Annotated in this window: 23 protein-coding genes and 1 rRNA gene (1 of these 24 only partly in view); 11 read left to right on the plus strand and 13 right to left on the minus strand. The window is 64.4% G+C overall.

Translation table 11 applies throughout. From position 1 onward, the window contains the following. Positions 1-178: ribosomal RNA gene (locus K3163_RS11255) — 16S ribosomal RNA — on the minus strand (it extends 1,308 nt beyond the left edge of the window). Between the two features lie 766 nt (positions 179-944). Here K3163_RS11255 and K3163_RS11260 point away from each other — a divergent pair. The 3 genes from K3163_RS11260 to K3163_RS11270 all read left to right on the plus strand — a co-directional run bounded on the left by K3163_RS11260 (position 945) and on the right by K3163_RS11270 (position 5,400). Next, entirely contained in the window at positions 945-1,943 is a 999-nt protein-coding gene (locus K3163_RS11260) for an aspartyl protease family protein (protein WP_221554267.1), read from the plus strand. 38 nt (positions 1,944-1,981) lie between these two features. Continuing rightward, the gene (locus K3163_RS11265; protein ID WP_221554268.1) at positions 1,982-3,790 is read left to right on the plus strand and encodes an ABCB family ABC transporter ATP-binding protein/permease; all 1,809 of its coding nucleotides are present in this window, start codon (positions 1,982-1,984) and stop codon (positions 3,788-3,790) included. Between the two features lie 104 nt (positions 3,791-3,894). Continuing rightward, positions 3,895-5,400 (plus strand): SulP family inorganic anion transporter, encoded by a 1,506-nt coding sequence (locus K3163_RS11270; protein WP_221554269.1) that lies wholly within the window; start codon positions 3,895-3,897, stop codon positions 5,398-5,400. On the opposite strand, the gene K3163_RS11275 is transcribed toward K3163_RS11270, so the two are convergent. The 5 genes from K3163_RS11275 to K3163_RS11295 all read right to left on the minus strand — a co-directional run bounded on the left by K3163_RS11275 (position 5,401) and on the right by K3163_RS11295 (position 8,551). After that, positions 5,401-5,739 (minus strand): hypothetical protein, encoded by a 339-nt coding sequence (locus K3163_RS11275; protein ID WP_221554270.1) that lies wholly within the window; start codon positions 5,737-5,739, stop codon positions 5,401-5,403. Positions 5,740-5,741: 2 nt separating this feature from the next. Next, entirely contained in the window at positions 5,742-6,146 is a 405-nt protein-coding gene (locus K3163_RS11280; RefSeq protein WP_221554271.1) for an ACT domain-containing protein, read from the minus strand. Then, on the minus strand, positions 6,146-7,444 hold the full coding sequence (gene hslU / locus K3163_RS11285; RefSeq protein ID WP_221554272.1) for an ATP-dependent protease ATPase subunit HslU: 1,299 nt from the start codon (positions 7,442-7,444) through the stop codon (positions 6,146-6,148). The genes K3163_RS11280 and hslU overlap by 1 nt, the downstream gene beginning before the upstream one ends. A gap of 8 nt (positions 7,445-7,452) precedes the next feature. After that, complete coding sequence (gene hslV / locus K3163_RS11290) at positions 7,453-8,013, minus strand: ATP-dependent protease subunit HslV (protein ID WP_280638310.1); 561 nt, start codon at positions 8,011-8,013, stop codon at positions 7,453-7,455. 70 nt (positions 8,014-8,083) lie between these two features. Continuing rightward, on the minus strand, positions 8,084-8,551 hold the full coding sequence (locus tag K3163_RS11295) for an outer membrane protein assembly factor BamE (protein WP_221427811.1): 468 nt from the start codon (positions 8,549-8,551) through the stop codon (positions 8,084-8,086). Positions 8,552-8,725: 174 nt separating this feature from the next. On the opposite strand from K3163_RS11295, the gene K3163_RS11300 reads away from it, so the two are divergent. Then, positions 8,726-9,244 (plus strand): ubiquinol-cytochrome C chaperone family protein, encoded by a 519-nt coding sequence (locus K3163_RS11300; RefSeq protein WP_221554273.1) that lies wholly within the window; start codon positions 8,726-8,728, stop codon positions 9,242-9,244. Continuing rightward, complete coding sequence (locus K3163_RS11305; RefSeq protein WP_221427809.1) at positions 9,241-9,774, plus strand: YceD family protein; 534 nt, start codon at positions 9,241-9,243, stop codon at positions 9,772-9,774. Before K3163_RS11300 ends, K3163_RS11305 begins: the two co-directional genes overlap by 4 nt. A 174-nt stretch (positions 9,775-9,948) precedes the next feature. Here K3163_RS11305 and ssb read toward each other — a convergent pair whose 3' ends face one another. The 5 genes from ssb to K3163_RS11330 form a co-directional block, all read right to left on the minus strand. Next, positions 9,949-10,479 carry a single-stranded DNA-binding protein gene (ssb, locus tag K3163_RS11310; protein ID WP_221427808.1) on the minus strand — a complete coding sequence of 177 codons (531 nt, stop codon included), beginning with the start codon at positions 10,477-10,479 and terminating at the stop codon, positions 9,949-9,951. A gap of 107 nt (positions 10,480-10,586) precedes the next feature. Then, the gene (gene feoB / locus K3163_RS11315; RefSeq protein ID WP_221554274.1) at positions 10,587-12,434 is read right to left on the minus strand and encodes a ferrous iron transporter B; all 1,848 of its coding nucleotides are present in this window, start codon (positions 12,432-12,434) and stop codon (positions 10,587-10,589) included. Further along, the gene (locus tag K3163_RS11320; protein ID WP_221554275.1) at positions 12,431-12,670 is read right to left on the minus strand and encodes a FeoA family protein; all 240 of its coding nucleotides are present in this window, start codon (positions 12,668-12,670) and stop codon (positions 12,431-12,433) included. Before K3163_RS11320 ends, feoB begins: the two co-directional genes overlap by 4 nt. Positions 12,671-12,729: 59 nt before the next feature. After that, complete coding sequence (locus K3163_RS11325) at positions 12,730-13,401, minus strand: COQ9 family protein (RefSeq protein ID WP_221554276.1); 672 nt, start codon at positions 13,399-13,401, stop codon at positions 12,730-12,732. After that, complete coding sequence (locus K3163_RS11330; protein ID WP_221427804.1) at positions 13,401-13,958, minus strand: ankyrin repeat domain-containing protein; 558 nt, start codon at positions 13,956-13,958, stop codon at positions 13,401-13,403. Before K3163_RS11330 ends, K3163_RS11325 begins: the two co-directional genes overlap by 1 nt. Before the next feature lie 142 nt (positions 13,959-14,100). Between K3163_RS11330 and K3163_RS11335 the strand changes: the two genes are divergently transcribed. The 6 genes from K3163_RS11335 to K3163_RS11360 are packed head-to-tail and all read left to right on the plus strand — an operon-like array spanning position 14,101 to position 17,980. After that, on the plus strand, positions 14,101-14,706 hold the full coding sequence (locus tag K3163_RS11335) for an SCO family protein (RefSeq protein ID WP_247712662.1): 606 nt from the start codon (positions 14,101-14,103) through the stop codon (positions 14,704-14,706). Further along, positions 14,694-15,164, plus strand: a complete 471-nt coding sequence (locus K3163_RS11340) for a YcgN family cysteine cluster protein (protein WP_221554278.1) — start codon at positions 14,694-14,696, stop codon at positions 15,162-15,164. Before K3163_RS11335 ends, K3163_RS11340 begins: the two co-directional genes overlap by 13 nt. Continuing rightward, complete coding sequence (locus K3163_RS11345) at positions 15,161-15,883, plus strand: M48 family metallopeptidase (RefSeq protein ID WP_221554279.1); 723 nt, start codon at positions 15,161-15,163, stop codon at positions 15,881-15,883. The genes K3163_RS11340 and K3163_RS11345 overlap by 4 nt, the downstream gene beginning before the upstream one ends. A gap of 32 nt (positions 15,884-15,915) precedes the next feature. Then, positions 15,916-16,386, plus strand: coding sequence for a hypothetical protein (locus tag K3163_RS11350; protein ID WP_221427800.1), 471 nt, complete (start codon positions 15,916-15,918; stop codon positions 16,384-16,386). Positions 16,387-16,396: 10 nt separating this feature from the next. Continuing rightward, entirely contained in the window at positions 16,397-17,356 is a 960-nt protein-coding gene (gene ribD, locus K3163_RS11355) for a bifunctional diaminohydroxyphosphoribosylaminopyrimidine deaminase/5-amino-6-(5-phosphoribosylamino)uracil reductase RibD (protein ID WP_221554280.1), read from the plus strand. Next, on the plus strand, positions 17,357-17,980 hold the full coding sequence (locus K3163_RS11360; protein WP_221554281.1) for a riboflavin synthase: 624 nt from the start codon (positions 17,357-17,359) through the stop codon (positions 17,978-17,980). Here the strand turns inward: K3163_RS11360 and K3163_RS11365 are convergent. Then, positions 17,977-18,525: a GNAT family N-acetyltransferase gene (locus K3163_RS11365; protein ID WP_221554282.1), complete on the minus strand. Its 549-nt coding sequence runs from the start codon at positions 18,523-18,525 to the stop codon at positions 17,977-17,979. The two genes, K3163_RS11360 and K3163_RS11365, sit on opposite strands and share 4 nt — an antisense overlap. A 6-nt stretch (positions 18,526-18,531) precedes the next feature. Further along, entirely contained in the window at positions 18,532-19,713 is a 1,182-nt protein-coding gene (locus K3163_RS11370) for an amino acid aminotransferase (protein ID WP_221554283.1), read from the minus strand. Between the last annotated feature and the right edge of the window lie 25 nt (positions 19,714-19,738).

Genomic DNA, 19,738 nt, shown 5'->3' on the forward strand with positions numbered 1-19,738 from the left:
TTGGTCCGAAGACATTATCCGGTATTAGCTCAAATTTCTCTGAGTTATTCCGAACCTAAAGGCAGGTTCCCACGCGTTACGCACCCGTGCGCCACTAACCCCGAAGGGTTCGTTCGACTTGCATGTGTTAGGCATGCCGCCAGCGTTCGTTCTGAGCCAGGATCAAACTCTCAAGTTTGTGAAACTAACCAATCAAGCACGGGAAAACCCGCTAGCCTGACCAGCCAGAGTATCAAGGAGCCGATACCTGCACTGTCAAACGTAATGGATACGAATGAACATGCATCATCACGACCAGACTGTGGAGCCTGGAAGGATGTGGCAATCGGCTTGAAATAACCGGTACTCGGAGCCTTGAGGTCCCCGGACCGGGCGCCGTCGCCCACATGTCCCTTCATCAAAAACTAACAATGTCAAAGAACCGCCGAGACAGTAGTAGCGGACAGCGATTGGTTCCCCCTTTCTTACCGGGGGAGCCGGCTGTCCGTATCTGTTGGCGACCGTTGCGGTGGGCGGTGGAAGCCGCCAGCGCCGCGTCGGTGAGGGCCATCTAGGGGTGATGTTGGATTCGGTCAACACACTTTTCGAAAGTTTTTTGAACTTTTTTCGAAAGCCGCAGAATTCCGCGGTTTCCGCACCCCGAAGTGTTGGACCCAGGATGGGCCTCCACCGCGTGAATTCAAGATCAGGGGGCTGTGAGGGCCTCCAGACCACTCAAAAAAACCCGATTCACCCCTCCTGAATCGGAATCGGGAGGGTGAATCGGGCCAAAAAAATCTGCTCGCAGGCCGAGAATCCCGATTCAGGCCGATTCACCAGCCGGTGATTCCCTCCACCGTCCGATCGGCCATGCGATTCTGCGAACGGATTCGGTCCCCCCTCGCCATTGTGGTAAGCAGGTGTGCAGGCCCGGATGTCGCAAGCGGGCCGCTTGGAGAGACTATATGGTTGCACGCACCCTCGGCCTTGCCGCGGCGCTCCTTCTGGGAAGCAGCGCCGCCGCAGAGACGCCTCCCGCACCAGCTCCGGCCGACACGCCCCCACAGGCCCCTGATATAGAAGAGGCGGAAGCGGCGGCCGAAGACATCGTCACCTTCAACTATGACGAAGACCGCTACCGGCGCATGACTGTGCCCGTGACCATTGCCGGCAAGGGCCCCTATCGTTTCTTCATCGATACAGGCGCCCAGGCCACCGTCGTCACCCACGGCATCACTACCGACCTGGAGCTGGAGCCGACGGGCCGCGCAAGGCTCGTCGCGATGGGCTCGTCCGAAATGGTCGACACGATCGATATCGACGACCTCGAGTTTGCCGACCGTCGCCTCAGCGGGATCACGGCCCCGCTTCTGGAGCGCAAGAATATCGGCGCGGACGGGATCCTCGGCCTCGACACGCTGCAGGATCTGCGCGTGCTGATCGACTTCGAGGAAGACAGCATCTCGGTGGCCGATGCGAAGACGCTTGGCGGCAATGGCGGATACGAGATCGTCGTGCGCGCCCGCGAGCGGCTCGGGCAGATGATTATTACCGATGCGCGCCTCAACGGGATCCGCACTGCCGTCATCATCGATACCGGGGCGGAAAACTCGCTCGGCAACATGGCCCTTCTCAAACGCCTGCGCGCGCGCGCGCGAGGGACGCTCTCGGCAACCGACGTTCACGGGCAGAAAGTCCATAGCGAACTGGCAATGGCAAAACGCCTGGTCATCGGGCGGATGGAACTGGAAAATGTCCCCATCGGATTTGCCGACAGCCCCGCCATCGAAGCGCTCGGTTTGAAGGACCAGCCCGCGCTGATCCTGGGCATGGGCAACCTTCGCCTGTTCGAGCGTGTGGCAATCGACTTCGCCACGCGCCGCGTCCTGTTCGACTTGCCGGGCACGACGGCACGCCGAAGCCTGTTCGAGCCGGAGTTCATGGCGACGCGAACCAAGTCCTGACCTTGTAGCGAGCGGCAGGACGCGCCAGATAGCTGCGCATGCCGCCGCAGACACCAGCCGCCCGGACAGACGACGACCTCGAAGGCTGGCCGACGATCCGGCGCTTCCTTCCCTATCTCTGGCCGCGCGATAATCCGCGCCTGAAGCGGCGCATCATAGGTGCCATGGCATTCGTGCTGCTGGCAAAGGCGACCATCCTCGCCCTGCCCTTCGCCTACAAGAACGCGGTCGACGCGATGACCACGCCTGCGAACGAGGCGGTCATGGTCGCGCTCGCATTCGTCATTGCCTACGCCGCCGGCCGCTTCGCCAGCGTGATGTTCGACAATTTGCGCAACATCACCTTCGAACGGGTCGGGCAGGACGCGACGCGCCAGCTCGCTGAGGACACCTTCTCGCGGCTGCACCAGCTTTCGCTGCGTTTCCACCTGTCGCGGCGTACCGGCGAGATCACGAAGACGATCGAGCGCGGGACCAAGAGCATCGACATCATGCTCTACTTCCTGCTGTTCAACATCGCGCCCACCGCGATCGAGCTGATCGCGGTCGGCACGATCTTCTATTTCAATTTCGGGTGGGAGCTCGTGGCGGCCACAGCGGCCACGGTAGCCGCCTATATATACGTGACCCGCAAGATCACCGAGTGGCGCAACGAGCTGCGGCGCAAGATGAACGAACTCGACGGACAGGCCCTCGCCCGTTCGGTCGACAGTCTCCTCAATTACGAGACGGTAAAATACTTCGGCGCGGAAGAGCGCGAGCGCCGCCGCTATGGCGAGGCCGCCCGCGCCTGGGCGGAAGCGGCGATCAAGTCGGAGAACTCGCTCGGCGCGCTCAACATCACGCAGGCCGCGATCATGAACCTGCTGATGGGCGGCGCGATGGCCTTCACCGTCTTCGGCTGGAGCCGAGGCGAGCTGACCACCGGCGACCTGGTGCTGGTCAACACTTACCTGATGCAGCTCTTCCGCCCGCTCGACATGCTGGGCATGGTCTACCGTACCGTGCGGCAGGGGCTGATCGATATGGCGGAGATGTTCCGGCTTATCGATACGGAGGCAGAAGTGAAGGACGCGCCCGGCGCGCCGGCACTGGTGGTTTCGCGGCCCTCGATCACATTCGACAATGTCGTCTTCGGATACGAGAACGAGCGCACGATCCTTCACGGCCTCTCCTTCGAGGTCGAGGCGGGCAGCAGCGTGGCGATCGTCGGGCCATCGGGAGCAGGCAAGAGCACCATCGCGAGGCTCCTGTTCCGCTTCTACGATCCCGCCTCGGGCCGCATCCTTATCGACGGGCAGGACATTGCCCGGGTGACGCAGGAGAGCCTGCGCGCACAGATCGGCATCGTCCCCCAAGACAGCGTGCTGTTCAACGACACCATCGGCTACAATATCGCCTATGGCCGCGAGGGCGCGGACGAGGAGACCATGGTTGCGGCAGCGCGAGCGGCTGCGATCCTGCCCTTCATCGAGCGCCTACCCGAAGGCTTCGACACCGAAGTCGGCGAACGCGGCCTCAAGCTCTCAGGAGGCGAGAAGCAACGCGTGGCGATCGCACGCACGCTAGTGAAGGATCCGCCGATCCTCGTGCTCGACGAGGCGACCAGCGCATTGGACAGCCGGACCGAGCAGGACATCCTGCGCACATTGAAACAGGTGAGCGAGCACCGCACTACACTCGCCATTGCACACCGCCTGTCGACCATTGCCGATTCCGACCGGATCCTCGTGCTCGACCAGGGGCGCCTTGCTGAGACCGGCACCCATGCCGAACTGCTGCGAAAGGGCGAACTCTATGCCGAGATGTGGGCTCGCCAGCAGGCAGAGGAAGCGGCAGTCGAATAGCTATTCGGGAAATGCGGGGTTGTGCTGCACTGCACAATCGTTAGGTAGCGCGCAATCCTTCCGGGTGCTAGTGCGCGCCCTCCTCATATAGCTGGACAGAAATCATGCCCAACCTCGGCGCGATCAAACGCGACTGGTTCTCCAACATCCGCGCAGACATGCTGGCCGGCCTCGTCGTCGCGCTCGCCCTGATTCCGGAAGCGATCGGCTTCTCGATCATCGCGGGCGTGGACCCGCGCGTTGGCCTCTATGCCTCGGTGGCGATCGCCATGGTCATCGCCTTTACCGGCGGGCGCCCGGGCATGATCAGCGCTGCGACCGCCGCGGTGGCCGTGGTAGTGGTGCCGCTGGTGCGCGATCACGGTGTTGAATACCTCTTCGCAGCAACCATCCTGATGGGCATTTTCCAGGGCATCGCCGCGCTGCTGCGCCTCGACCTGCTCATGCAGTTCGTCTCGCGCTCGGTCATCACCGGCTTCGTCAACGCGCTCGCTATCCTCATTTTCATGGCGCAGCTGCCGCAGCTCGATCCCACCGCTGCCGGCATTGGCTGGATGACCTATGCCATGGTCATCGCCGCGCTCGCGATGATCTACATAATCCCGAAGTTCACCACTGCAGTGCCCAGCCCGCTGATCGCGATCATCGTACTGACCTCGCTGACCATCTGGCTCGATGCGCCGGTGAATACCGTGTCCGACATGGGCGAGCTGCCCGAAGGCCTGCCCTATTTCGCGCTGCCGAATGTCCCGCTGACGTGGGAAACGCTCGCCATCATCGCCCCCTACTCGGCGACCATGGCGGCAGTCGGCCTGCTCGAATCGCTGCTGACTGCGCAGATCGTCGACGACATGACGCACACCGGCTCGAACAAGCGCCGCGAGAGCGCCGGTCAGGGCGTGGCCAACATCGTTGCGGCCATGTTCGGCGGCATGGGCGGCTGCGCGATGATCGGCCAGTCCGTCATCAACGTGACCAGCGGCGGCCGCGGTCGCCTGTCGACCTTTACTGCGGGTCTCTCGCTGCTGATCCTGCTCGCGGTGCTCGGCGATCTCGTGGGCCAGGTACCGATGCCGGCGCTGGTGGCGATCATGATCATGGTCTCGATCGGCACCTTCTCGTGGAACTCGATCCCCAATATCGGCAAGCACCCGTGGCAATCGTCGGTCGTGATGCTCACGACGGTCGTGGTCGTGGTCGCGACGCACAACCTCGCGCTCGGCGTGCTGGCAGGCGTCGTCCTGTCGGGCGTGTTCTTCACCCACAAGGTGATGACGATGTTCGAGGTCACCCGTACCCGCGAGGGCGACACGGCGACCTATTGGGCGAAAGGCCAGATATTCTACGCCAGCGTCGAACGCTTCGAAGCCGCGCTCGGCCCGGAAAGCACGCAGCCCGATCCCGCCGATCACGTGGTGATCGACGTGAGCAAGGCACACTTCTGGGACATCAGCGCGGTCGGCGCGCTCGACAAGGTGGTGGAACGCATGCGCCGCAACGGCCGCAGCGTGCAGGTCGTCGGCCTCAACCGCGCTAGCAGCGACCTCGTCGACAAGTTCGCGCTGACCGACAAGACCGGCGTCGAAATCGGGCTAGCGCCTCACCCCTGATCAGCGCTTTCTACGCCTGCGCCATTTGGCGGTGGCGGCACTCTCGCTGTCGGAATACTCAGGCGGGAGCTTATGCCGCCACTTCTGCTCGTACTGTCTTGCGGACAGCAGGCTGGCAGCCTTCATCAGGCGATAGCCACGCCAACCGACGAAAAGGTACCATGGCGAAAGCATGAGCTGGATGATTGCTATCGCCCAGATCCGCTCGTCCGAGTTCGCGCCCAAGATCAACGCGGCGAAAATTCCAGTCAGGAATGGAATGAAGATCGACCAGGGACGATTGTTGTTCGTGAGGTCGCGATCGACCCTTTTCCGCAGCTTCTGAAAGTCGCCTGCCATCCTCAGCGATGCGATGACTGCAGTTCTTGCAGGATCCGGAGAGCCTCGTCGCACTTCGCCGCTGGCACGAAGGCATGGTCGTGATGAAAGGCTGCGACCATGTTGCAGGCGATGCCGGCATCGGCGAGCGCGCTTGCCACGGCAGCCGTTAGCCCCACGCCCTCAAGGTCAGAACGGACCATCAGCGTGATGCGGGCGAAGTCAGGGCCTTCGATGCCCAGTTCTTCCGCCAGCTCGGACGGCACAATCGCCGTGACGCCCTCATCCTCGCGAAAGGTCCCGATCGCCGCGCCCAATAGCTGCGGAGCGTTGTCGGGACTGACGAGGACGAAGCGCCAGTGGCGCGGATCGAGCCGGGGCTCCATGGCGGCGATCATCGCCTCCCTGTCGCTCACCGGCTCGCCCATTACAGGATGTACTTGCTGAGATCGGTGTCGCCCGCGAGATCGTCGAGGCGTTCGCGCACATAGGCAGCATCGATCGTGATCGTCTCGCCCTTGTGCTCTTCTGCCTCGAAGCTGATGTCTTCGAGCAGGCGCTCCATCACCGTCTGCAGGCGACGGGCACCGATGTTCTCGACGCCCTCGTTCACCCGTGCCGCGATCTTCGCCACTTCGGCAATCGCATCGTCGGTGATGTCGAGCGTGACCTCTTCGGTGCCGATAAGCGCCTGGTACTGTTCGACGAGGTTGGCGCGCGTCTCGGTGAGGATGCGCACGAAGTCTTCCTCGGTCAGCGCGCGCAGTTCGACGCGGATCGGCAGGCGGCCCTGCAGTTCGGGCAGCATGTCCGAAGGCTTCGCAACATGGAACGCGCCCGATGCGATGAAGAGCACATGGTCGGTCTTCATCGGCCCGTACTTGGTCGCCACGGTCGTGCCTTCGATCAGCGGCAGCAGGTCGCGCTGGACGCCTTCACGGCTGACCGAGCCGCCTCGCACGTCGGAGACGGCGATCTTGTCGATCTCGTCGAGGAACACGATGCCGTTGGTCTCCGCATTCTCCAGCGCGACGCGGTTCACGTCGTCCTGGTCCATGCGCTTCTCGGCTTCTTCCTCGACCAGCCGGTCCCAAGCGTCGGGGACCTTGAGCTTGCGGCGCTTGAGGTTCGAGCGGCCCATCGCCTTGCCGAGCATGTCGGACAAGTCGATCATACCGACATTGGCGGGCATGCCCGGGATTTCCATGTTCGACTGCGGCTGGTCCTTCACCTCGATCTCGACCTCGGTGTCGTTCATCGCGTTCTGGACGATGCGCTCGCGGAAAGCCTCGCGGGTCGCCTCGCTGGCATTGTCGCCGACGAGCGCAGTGAGCAGGCGGTCCATCGCCGCTTCGCTCGCTGCTTCGCGAACGGCCTCACGGCGGCGCTCCTTCTCGAGGCGGATAGCTTCTTCGGCAAGGTCGCGGGCGATCTGTTCGACGTCGCGGCCGACATAGCCGACCTCGGTGAACTTGGTCGCTTCCACCTTCACGAAGGGCGCTTCGGCCAGCTTCGCAAGGCGGCGACTGATCTCGGTCTTGCCGCAGCCGGTCGGGCCGATCATCAGGATGTTCTTGGGCGTCACCTCGTCGCGCAGATCGCGGTCGAGACGCTGGCGGCGCCAGCGGTTGCGCAGCGCCACGGCCACGGCGCGCTTGGCGTCCTTCTGGCCGATGATGTGTTCGTCGAGAGCGGCGACGATCGCCTTGGGGGTCAGGTTGTCCATGAGTTCTTTCAGACCGTTTCGACGGTCACGTTGCCATTGGTGAAGACGCAGATGTCGGCTGCTACGGCCATGGCCTTGCGCGCGATGACTTCGGGATCGTCTTCGTACTCGGCGATCGCCTTGGCTGCGGCGAGCGCGTAATTGCCGCCCGATCCGATGGCGGTGATTCCCGCTTCCGGTTCGAGCACGTCGCCATTGCCGGTCAGGACGAGGAGGTTCTCCTTGTCCGCCACGATCATCAGCGCTTCGAGATTGCGCAGATACTTGTCCGTGCGCCAGTCCTTGGTCAGCTCGACCGCGGCGCGCAGCAGCTGTCCGCTATATTGCTCGAGCTTCTTCTCGAGCCGTTCGAACAGGGTGAAGGCATCCGCGGTAGCGCCGGCAAACCCGGCAACGACAGCGCCGCCCTCACCGATCCTGCGGACCTTGCGTGCATTGGGTTTCATCACCGTGTTGCCCATGGAGACCTGTCCGTCTCCGGCAATGACGATCCGATCGCCCTTGCGCACACCGATGATGGTGGTTCCGTGCCACTGGGTCAGCCCGTGGCGATTGTCTTTATCGTCCATGCCGCGGGATATGGGGTGCGCGGCAAAGGGGTCAAGAAGAAGGGTCCAGCCGTCAGCTGCCCGGGCAGGATCAGCGCGGAGCGCCGCCGCCCGGAAGACCGGCCTGGCCGACCGTGCCGATATTGCCGAACAGGTCCTGCAGGAAGGTACGCTCGCGGCCCAGCGTCGGCGTCTTGTCGCCATCGGGGCTGAGGTACACCACCTGGTCGAGGCCCGTGCGATCGGCAGACAGTACATTGCCCGTCTCGTCGAACCTGACGGCGAGAACCTGGTGCTGCTGGATGCGCGGACGCACGAAGGGCTTACGGCCCGTGGTCGAGGACACGTAATACCAGGTCGGCTCGCCGAACTGGCTGGTGAATGTCGGACGGCCCAGCGTCATCTCGACGCTGCGCTGGTTGTCGATTCCCGGCTGCACTGCATTCAGCAGCAGGTTGTCGACCACATAGCCGCGGGTTTCGCGGATCGAGGAACAGGCGGCAGTGCCGAATGCGGCCGTGGCCAGCACCGAGATGGCAAGGATTTTCGTGACCCTCATGGTAACTGCTTCAACTCCGTTTCTCCGGCACGCTTGGCCTGTGGCCAGCCGCACCCTATATGCGCGGACGACGCCCTAAACCGCTGTGCGCGCGCTTGCAACTCAGCACTGTACGAGCGGTGGGGATGGCGGCTTGAATTGCCGCTGAACGAACAGACACGGGAAGCCCTTCGCATGTCCTTTTTCTCCCGCCTTTTCGGCACCCAGCAAGACCCGCGCGAGCAGTGGTGGCCGCTGTGGCACACCATCGTCGAACAGGCGCGCGAGCCCGACTGGTATCGTATGTGCGGTGTCGCCGACACGGTCGAGGGGCGCTTCGACATGATCACGCTCGTACTCAGCCTCGTGATGCTGCGGATGGAAGGCGACGAAGAACTCGCCCCGCACACCGCGCTGGTCACCGAACTCTTCGTCGAGGACATGGAAGGCCAGCTGCGCGAGGCGGGAATCGGCGATCCCACGGTCGGCAAGAAGATCGGCAACCTGATGGCCAGCATGGGCGGCCGCCTTGGCACCTATCGCACGACGCTGGCCGACGAAGACCGCGCGGCGCTGGCCGAAGCGCTGAGGCGCAACGTCACCATGTCGCAGGAAGACGAGGCCGAGGCGCTCGCCGAGCGCATGATCCGCCTGCACAAGCGATTCTCGCGTACTTCCGCCGACCAACTGCGCGCCGGAGAGATTGCAGAGTGAGCGACACCAATGAACTCAGCCGCCTCGTAAGGCCCAAGGCACTGCCCGCTGGCGATCTCGAAATCGAGGCCAGCGAAGAGGAGCGCGCGGCCCTCGCCAAGCGCTTCGGGATCACTGCAATCCATTCGCTCTCGGCCCGCGCCGGTTTTGGCGAGAAGGACGGCGCTGTGATTGTCGACGGCACGTTCGACGCCAAGGTCGAACAGCCCTGCGCGGTTACACGCGATTCCCTCACCTACGACATCTCGGAAAGCTTCTCGCTCCGATTCGTCCCCGAGGGCCGCATGGGCGAGTACGAGGAAGACGCGGAATTCGAGCTGACCGAGGAAGATCTCGACGAGATCGAATATGAAGGCGACGCCTTCGACCTCGGCGAAGCGATCGCCCAGGAGCTGGGCCTCGCAATCGATCCCTATCGCGAAGGCCCCGGCGCCGATGCTGCTCGCGAAGAAGCAGGCATCGAAAGCGACGAAGAGCGCAAGCCCAGCGGACCGCTGGCCGAGGCGCTCAGGGGACTGAAGAAGGACTGAGGTCTAGGGCGTCGAGTGCGCGACACCTTCGCACACCCACCCATGCCATCGACCACCGGCATCAAGACACGAATCTTGCGCTAGAAACCAAGCGGCCTTCCACCCGATAAGGAGGAAGGCCGCGGCTATCGCAATTGCGATGACTATCTTGCGCGCCATCAGGCGTGCTTTTCCTTAGAACGGGATATCGTCGTCCAGATCGTCGTAGTTCGAGCCGCCGCCCTGGCCGCCCGATCCGCCGCCCGACTGGCCGCCACCGAAGCCGCCGCCGGAACCCTGGCCGCCGCCATAACCGCCACCCGAGCTCTGGCCGCCGCCGAAGCCGCCGCCACCGCCGCCGCCCTGCCCGCCACCGGGACCGTCGAGCATGGTCAGCGTGCCGTTGAAGCCGCGCAGCACGACTTCGGTCGAGTAGCGGTCATTGCCCTGCTGGTCCTGCCACTTGCGGGTCTGGAGCTGGCCTTCGACGTAGACCTTGCTGCCCTTGCGCAGGAAGCGTTCGACCACGTTGATGAGGCCTTCGGAAAAGATCGAGACGGTGTGCCATTCGGTCCGCTCCTGGCGTTCGCCGGTGTTGCGGTCCTTCCACTGCTCGCTCGTCGCGATGCGGAGGTTGGCGACCTTGCCGCCGTTCTGGAAGCTGCGGATTTCCGGGTCTGCGCCCAGGTTTCCGATCAGCATGACTTTGTTGAGGCTACCGGCCATCGATTCGTCCCTTCGTGAATTTCTTGGCGACCGGACTAACGGCCCGCGCGAGTCGGTTCTAGGGCGCTATCGGCTATTACCCCCAGAGCGGACCTAGAGTAGCGGACCTAGAGTCCGAGGCCGACGGCTATCCAGTAGGTCGCCCCTGCCGCCAGCCATGCCAGCGCGAAGAGGTATGCCACCATCACGACCGGCCATTTCCAGCCGTTCGTCTCGCGCCGCGCGACGGCGATGGTCGAAAGGCACTGCGGGGCGAATACGAACCACGCAAGGAAGGCGAGCGCCGTGGGCAGGCTCCAGAGAGCGGCGATTTGCGAAGTCACGCCCTCGGCGGCCAGGTCCTCGTCCTCGGCATCCACGGCATAGGTTGTCGCCAGCGCCGAAACCGCCACTTCGCGGGCTGCCATGGCAGGGACGAGCGCGAGGCTCATCTCGCGGTTGAAGCCGATCGGTTCGAGCACCGGGTGGATTGCGTCCGCTACTGAGCCGGCGAAGCTCGCATCGAGCTGGCTTTCGCCCGGCTCCGCCTTCGGGAAGGAGAGCAGCACCCACAGAGCGATGGTTGCGACGAAGATGATCGTACCGGCGCGGCGCAGGAATACCCAGGCGCGCTGCCACAGGCCGATCGCAAGGTCCTTGATCCGCGGTAGCTGGTAACGCGGCAGCTCCATGATGAAGCCCGAGGCGGCACCCTTGGTGACCGTGCGGCGCAACACCAGCGCGACGATGATCGCGCCAACGATACCGGCGATATAGAGAGCGAAGAGAACGAGGCCCTGCAGCCCGATGCCCGGCCCTACAGTCGTCTGAGGGATGACGGCCGCGATGATTACCGCATAGACCGGCAGGCGCGCCGAACAGGTCATCAGCGGGGCGATCAGGATCGTCGTCAGCCGGTCCTTGGGATCGGCGATCGAACGGGTCGCCATGATGCCGGGAATGGCGCAGGCGAAGCTGGACAGCAGCGGAATGAAGCTCTTGCCCGACAGGCCCACGCTGGCCATCAGCCGGTCCATCAGGAAGGCGGCACGCGCCATGTATCCGCTCGCTTCCATCAGCAGGATGAAGGCGAACAGGATGATGATCTGCGGTAGGAAGACGACCACCGAGCCTACGCCCGCGAGCACGCCCTCGGTGAGGAAGTCGCGGAACAGGCTGGGCGCCAGCGCGCCGGTCACGCCCTCGGTCAGGACGCCGACCCCGCCTTCGAGCGCGTCGGCGAATGGCGTCGCCCATGCGAACACCGCCTGGAAGATGACGAACAGCAGGCCGAACAGGATGACCGGGCCGAGCCAGGGATTGAGCAGGATCCTGTCGACCCCGTTCTCGATCGTGTGGCGGGTAGACTTCGAAAGGGTCGCCCCCTTCGCCATGTGCTTAGCCGAGAGGCGGCGTTCGGGCAGCGTGAGGTGCCAGCGCCTGTGGGCTTCCTCGTCGGCGTGCGTTTCCGCCTCCGCGATGGCGGCGGCAAGCTCGTTGATGCCGCGGCGGCGCACGGCCACGGTCGGGATGACCGGAACTCCCAGCGCCTCGGACAGTGCCTCGGGGTCGAGCGTCAGTCCGTCACGCTCGGCGAGGTCCACCATGTTGAGCGCGACCACCGTCGGACGGCCCAATTCGAGCACTTCCTGCGCGAATACGAGGTGCTGTTCGAGATTGGCCGCATCGAGCACGAGGACGAGCACGTCGGGGACGGCTTCGCCTTCGAAGGTGCCCTTCACGACATCGCGGGTCACCGCCTCGTCGGGGCTGGCGGCATCGAAACTGTAGGAGCCGGGCAGGTCGAGGAGTTCAACAGGCTCGCCGCTCGGCAGCGTCATGCGCCCGGCTTTGCGCTCGACGGTGACGCCGGCGTAATTGGCAATCTTCTGGCGTGCGCCGGTAAGCGCATTGAACAGCGCAGATTTGCCCGAGTTGGGATTGCCGACGAGCGCTGCTGTGTGCTTGCGGCTCATGCGGTTTCCACGCTGATGGCGTGTGCATGCGCGCGGCGGATGGCGATGGTCATGTTCCCCAGCCGCAGGGCGATGGGATCGCGCGTCCCGAAAACGCCGCGATGGACGATGGCGACCTCCGCCCCCTCGTCCACGCCGAGCGCCTTGAGACGCTTTGCTTCGTCTTCGGCCAATGAGGCCCAATCCACGCCGATGATACGCGCGCTACGTCCGCTATCGAACCCGTCCAGAGTCATGCGGAGCGCCCTGTCAGATCGGAAAGCTTATTGCAACTGGTTATCAATAACCCGGCAAATCAGCGTGCCGGATAGCGCAGCCGGCCGAGGAAACGCGTGAGGCTGAAGCTCTCGCGCTCGGGGTTCAGCAGCTTGGCCTTCACCTTCTCGAACTTCATCACGCCTTCGATGCGGCGGTCGAGGAAAGCGCGGGTTTCTGCCTTGTCCTCGCTCTCGTCGTTCACGAAGACCGCGAGCGTCGCGCCGTAGATCGAGGATAGGATCGCGCGCTTGGTGTAGTGGTTGTAATCGGTCGCCGTGTCGCCGGCGAGGCGCCACATCAGGTCGGCGGTCTGCCAGCCGCGTTTCGCCGAGGCGGCGGCATTCTGCGGCATGGCCATGATCGCAAGCGCGCGGCGCAGGGCTTCTTCCTGTCCGGCGACAGCGTCGAGCCGGAACTGGACGAGCGCGCGAATGCGCTCGCGAATTTTCATGGGCTCGATGACATCCTCGGTGAAAGCAGCGGCCATCGCGGTATCGACTGCCTCGATCCATGCGAAGATCATGTCGATCGCGCCGCCCTTGAAGGCGAGGCGCGCCACGTCGATGTCCGCGCCCATCTGCTCGGCAGCCATGACCAGCGCGTCGTCTCCCCAGCCGTCGAAGATCGCCGCATCGGCAATTGCAGGTGCCAGCGCGAGGCGAAGCTCGTCGAGGGTCAGGTCGGCGATGTCGGGTGTGTCCTGGTTCATCAGTTGGGGCCGTAGGTCTTTGCCTGGTCCTGTTTGCCCTTTTCGGCTTTTTCGATCGCCTCGAGCACTCCGGCACGCGCGCCCATGAGCATCGCGTAATCGCGTGCCGAGCGGCCCGAATTGTCGGTCCGGTCGGGATTGCTGCCATTGACCACCAGCAGCTCTACCAGCTTGAGGTCGCGGCGGTGGACCGCGCTGATCAGCGGGGTCTCGCCGGTCGTATCGGACACATCGACATCGGCGCCGCGTTTGATCAGCTGCTCGACGCCCTCGATGAAGCCGAGCTGCGCGGCGATCTGGAGCGGCACGACACCGTTCTTGTCCGCAATGTTTGGATTGGCGCCGCGCTGCAGCAGGAAGCGCACCCACGTGAGGTCGCGCCGCTGGACCACCGCGTGAAGCGCAGTCTCGCCGCTGGTGATGTCGCGGGCGTTGATCGTGGTGTTGCCCGGTTGGTCGAGCAATTCGGTCGCCACGGTGCCGTCACGGTCGCGGACTGCCTTCAGGAACTTGTAGCCGTCAGATTGATGCTGCGCAGACGCCGGGCTGGCCAGCATGGCGAAAAGCGCCCCCGCGATGACCAAACCCCGTCTTGCCCTGTTGATGCGCACTTGCCTTGTCTCCGCTCGGATTATTCGCAGTTTCGTGTGGGGCGAACCCTTGAACAGGCGCCGTTAGCAGACCATGAACCAACATGTCATGCCCCGCGTTCCGATCCTGATATTATCGACCCTGCTACTGGCTGCCTGCTCACAGGACCCGCAGGGACCGCAGCTTATCGAGCCCGAGGGGCCGCCGCCCCTTCAAGGCGCATCGCTCGGCGGCGATTTCACGCTGACCGGCGAAGACGGCAATCCGGTGAGTTTTTCCGATTTCGACGGACAGTATCGCACGATCTATTTCGGCTATGCCTTCTGTCCGGACGTCTGCCCGACGGACAACCAGCGCGCGATGGCGGGCCTCAAGCGCTTCGAGCAGGACTTTCCCGAGCTCGGCGCCAAGGTCCAGCCGCTCTTCGTGAGCGTCGATCCCGGCCGCGACACGAGCGAGGTGCTCGCCGAGTTCACCGATGCCTTCCACCCGCGTCTGATCGGGATGACCGGCGATGCCGGACAGCTTGAGGAAGTCGCCGGACAGTTCGGCGTGTTCTTCTCGGTTCCCGAAGATCGCGGCGACGGTGGCTACCTTGTCGACCATTCCAACCTCACGCTGCTGTTCGGCCCGGATGGCAATCCGCTTGCGACCCTGCCTACCGACCAGGGCCCCGACGCCGTGCGCGACGAGCTGGCGAAATGGGTGCGCTGAGGCAGCGCTTCTGGGAACGGCCGCTGGCCGACCTGAACCAGTCCGAATGGGAAGCCTTGTGCGACGGGTGCGGGCGCTGCTGCCTGCACAAGGTCGAGTACGAGGACACCGGCGAAATCGAGGAGACCAACGTCGCCTGCACGCTGCTCGATTGCCAGACTGCGCAGTGCAAGGACTATCCCAATCGCAAGGCCAAGGTGCCGGACTGCCTGCGCCTGACGCTGAAGCTGGTCGACAAGGTGCCGTGGCTGCCCGAAACCTGCGCCTATCGCCGCCGCGCCGAAGACCGACCGCTTCCCCGCTGGCACTACCTGCTCAGCGGCGACCGCGAAGCGGTGATTGCGGCGGGCGTGTCGGTCGCGGGACGTGTCATCAGCGAGGACGAGGCGGGTCCGCTCGAACACCACATCGTCGAATGGGGCGATGGCGAGGACCAGTGGGAGGAGGACGCGGCATGATCGAGTGGCTGCGCGACCAGAAGATCGCGCCGGAGATCGAGATCGACGGCCGCGTCCTGCCGATCGAGCTGCGCCGCCATCCGACCGCCAAGCGCCTCACCCTCCGGCTCGCTCCCGACGGGAGTGCGGTGAAGATCACCCTGCCCCGCTGGTGCGCCTCGAAGGAGGCCATCGCCTTTGCCCATGCGCGCGCGGACTGGCTGGCCAGGCAGCTCGCCAAGGTCCCCGAAAGGCGCTGCCCGGTGGAAGCGCGCCGCATCGACTATCGCGGACGCGAGATCACGGTCGACTGGCGCGCCGACGCGCCGCGCAAACCCGCCCTCGATGGCGAAAGCCTTGCGATCGGCGGTCCCGAGGACACTCTGGCAAGGCGCCTGCAGCGCTGGCTTGAGGCTGAAGCGCTGGAGCTCTTTACAAAGGATGCGGCCCAGTATTGCGAACGGGCCGCCCTGCCCGCGGCGCCCGTGCGCCTCACGCGGGCGAAGCGCCGCTGGGGCAGCTGCTCTAGCGAGGGCGTGCTACGGCTCAACTGGCGGCTGGTGCAGGCGCCCGACCATGTCCGGCGGTCGGTCGTCGCGCACGAGGTCGCGCATCTCGTGCATTTCGACCACTCGCCCGATTTCCATGCGCTTCTGGACGACATTTTCGAAGGCGAGATCGCCCGCGCCAACCGCTGGCTCTCCGCCCACGGGCGCAAGCTCTACGCAAGCTTCAGCTAGCGGAAAGCAGCAAGGCCTACTATCTAGCCACCATGCGTTTTCGAACCCGTTTCAATGCCGTTGGTGGCATCAGCGATTTTATCGAACAGTGGCGGCGGCCCACCCCGTACCGCTGGCCGATCCTCGCTGCGTCCTTCCTCGTCTCCGGCAGCCTGATGTTCTGGGTGACGCAGGAGAAATACTATTATCCGCCCGAACAACCCGAGGTGACCTATATCACCACCTTCGCCGAGGGGCGGACCGACGAGGAAATCCGGCAGTCAAACATCGAAAACCAGCGCCAGAAGGATGAACGCGAGGCCGAGCAGGCCCGCCTCCTCGAACGCCGGCGCGAACTCTACAAGGAAGTGGGTGCAGCCACCGGCCTCGATGTCGATGCCATGGAAGCACAGATCGAAGCGGACGAGGCTGCGGAAGCCGAGGCCGAGCGTCAGCGGCTCGAACGCCTGTTCGGCGAGCGCGAAGACCGGTCGGAAACCACGGTTGAAACCGATAGCGAGTGATACCGCCTGGATGAGCGCGGCTGCGCGGCTCGCCTCGCGCGGGCGTCCGCTTTCGCGCCCGAACCCTGCAGTCGGCTGCATCGTCGTGAAAGACGGCGTCGTCGTAGGACGCGGATGGACCGACAAGGGCGGCAGGCCCCATGCCGAGGCGATCGCGCTGGAGGAGGCAGGTGACAAGGCGCAAGGTGCCACCGCCTATGTCACGCTCGAACCCTGCGCCCATGCATCGAAGCGCGGCCCTGCCTGTAGCGACCTTCTCGCGGAAGCCCGCCCCGCCCGCGTGGTGATCGGCGTCACCGATCCCGATCCGCGCACTGCAGGTGATGGTGCCGAGCGCCTGCGGAACGCCGGCATTACGGTCGACCTGATCGATTCTGCCGAGGCTGAGGCGAGCCTCGAAGGCTATCTTTCGCGCGCCCTTCGCGGCCGGCCACATGTCACCCTGAAACTCGCAATGTCGCTCGATGGCTGCATCGCGATGGAAGATGGCACCAGCCAGTGGATCACCGGCGAAGAAGCGCGCGCGCACGTCCATTCGCGCCGCGCCATGAGCGATGCGATCCTGGTCGGCGGTGCGACCTGGCGGCACGACAAGCCGCGGCTCGACGTGCGGCTCGAGGGCCTGGAGGATCGCAGCCCGCAGCGCGTCCTCCTCTCCCGCGGGGTTCCACCCGACGGGGTGAAGGTCATCAACGATCCTGCCCAGATCGCGCAGCTCGGTGACGTCCAGTATCTCTATGTCGAAGGCGGCGCCGGCGCTGCGGCGAGCTTCCTGGCCGCCGATCTCGTCGATCGCCTCGAAATCTATTGCGCCCCGATCCTGATCGGGAACGGCCGACCGGCCCTCGGCGACATCGGCCTCGGTAGCCTCGCAGAAGCACATGGCCGCTGGGCGCTCGAGGAAACCCGCCAGCTTGGCAGCGACACTTTCACAGCCTATCGCCGCATCCAACAGGAGGATCAGGCCTAAATGTTCACCGGTATCGTGACCGCCATCGGCACCATCGAAAGCGTGGAGAAGCGAGGAGACACGCGCGTCAATGTGGCGTGTGCGTTCGATCCCGAGGCGATCGATATCGGCGCGTCCATCGCCTGCTCGGGCGTGTGCCTGACGGTCGTCACGCTCGAAGGCACCAAGGGCGATGCGCGCATCGGCTTCGACGTGTCCGGCGAAACGATCTCGCGAACGGTGCCCGGAATGTGGGAAGCGGGCCGCAAGCTCAACCTGGAACCTGCGCTCAAGCTCGGAGACGAGCTCGGTGGCCATCTGGTGACCGGTCACGTCGACACGGTCGGTGAAGTCGTTTCCAAGCGCGAGAAAGGCGGATCCTGGCAGTTCGCCATCCGCATCAGCCGCGCCTTCGCCCCCTTCGTGGCGGAGAAAGGCTCGATCACGGTGGACGGTGTGTCGCTGACCGTAAACGACGTGCGCGACCGCAAGGACGGGACCTGCGATTTCGGCCTCAACATCATCCCGCACACCTACGAGGTCACGACCCTCGGCAACCTTGCCGAAGGTGATCACGTCAATCTCGAGATCGATGTCCTCGCGCGCTATCTCAAGCGGATGCAGAGCCTGGCGAACGCCAGCTAGGCCAGTGGGCCTTTCTCGAAATCCTCGCGGGTAATCTCGTAGACCAGGTGGACGACGCGCTTGCCCTGGTAGCGCCCCAGTTCGTAGCGCTCGGTGCGGTCGGCACCGATGGCTTCCAGCGCGTTGCGCGAGCGGTAATTCGTGTCGCCGACGCGAAATTCCACGATGGCGACCTCTTTGAAGGCATGCTCGAGCATGGCCTGCTTCATTTCGGGATTTAGCCCCTTGCCCCAGCAATAGGGCGCGAGGAAGGTCCAGCCGATCTCGACAACGTCACCTTCCTCGTCCGTCTCGACCTCGCCGTAGCGAGTTGAACCGACGATGCGCTCGTCGCTCTTGCGGATGACGGCGAGTGCGCCGCCTGCAGCCAGCCCTTCGTCGAAAAAGGCGTCGAAGACCTCGCGCCGCCAGCGGTCATGGATCGGGTGCTGTTCCCAGACCGCGGGATCGGAGGCGACTTCGAACAGCGCCTCCCGGTCATCCTCGGTCAGTGGGCGCAAGCGGAGCCGCTCGGTCTCCAGCACCGGTTGCCGGTCGAGCGCCATCGCAGCCTATGCCTTGGAGACGTCGGCCAGCGCCGCGATGAACTTCTCGGTGTTGCCCGCGTGCAGGCCCGCCACGTTGATCCGGCCCGAGCCGGCCATGTAGATCGCGTGGTCCTCACGAAGCTTGGCGATCTGCTCCTTGTCGAGCGGCAGCATGGCGAACAGGCCGTTCTGGTCGGCCAGAGCGGACAGGTTGAGGCCGGGCGCTTCATTGTCGGCCGCAGCCAGACGTTCGCGGACGCGGCGCATGCGCTCGCGCATCTCGTCGAGTTCTTCGAGCCAGAGCTTGGTCATGCCCTCGTCCTCGAGCAGCAGCCGGACGGACGCACCGCCATGATCGGGCGGCATCGACCAGTTCGCGCGGGCGAGCGCGTTGGCATTGGAGGCAATCGCATCCAGCTGCCCTGCTTCGCTCGCGATCATGTAGAATGCGCCGACGCGGTCACGGTAGAGGCCGAAATTCTTGTCGCAGCTATAGGCGAGAAGTGCCTGCGGGACCTTGGCAAGGACCGTGCGAACGCCAGCGACGTCCTCTTCCATGCCCTGCCCCAGGCCCTGATAGGCAATGTCGAGGATCGGCAGCACGCCGGTTTCCGCAAACGCGTCGGCAATCGCTTCCCACTCCTCGGCGGTGTAGTCGATACCCGTAGGGTTGTGGCAGCAGCCGTGCAGCAGGACCGCATCGGTATCGCCCGCATCCCGGATCGCGCCGAGCACGGCATCGAGATTGGCCGAGCCATCGGCATTGGCGTGGTCGAAAGGAACGATCTCGACGCCGACGTCCTCGAGAATCTGTGCGTGGTTCGGCCAGCTGGGCATGCCGAGGTGGATGCGCTTCACGCCTGCCTTCGCCGCCAGCGAAACGGCAAGTCGCACCGCACCGGTTCCGCCGGGCGTCTGCATGCCCTCAATCCTGTCGGCGAGCGGGCTGTCCTTGCCGAAGATGTAGGGCATCAGCGCCTTCACGAAGCCGGAATCGCCTTCGGGGCCGAGATAGCTCTTCGAATCCTGCACTTCGAGCAGCCGCTTTTCAGCCTGCTTGATCGCGCGGAAGACCGGCGTCGCACCATCGTTCGTGCGATAGACGCCGACGCCGAGGTCGATCTTGTCTTCGCGCGGGTCGGCGGCGTGCATCTTGATCAGCGCGAGCAGCGCGTCGGGAGCTTGGGGAGAAAGGTTTTCCAGCATGGCTGCGCTCTTTGCGCAGATATGC

Source organism: Qipengyuania xiapuensis (assembly GCF_019711395.1).
GTDB lineage: Bacteria > Pseudomonadota > Alphaproteobacteria > Sphingomonadales > Sphingomonadaceae > Qipengyuania > Qipengyuania xiapuensis.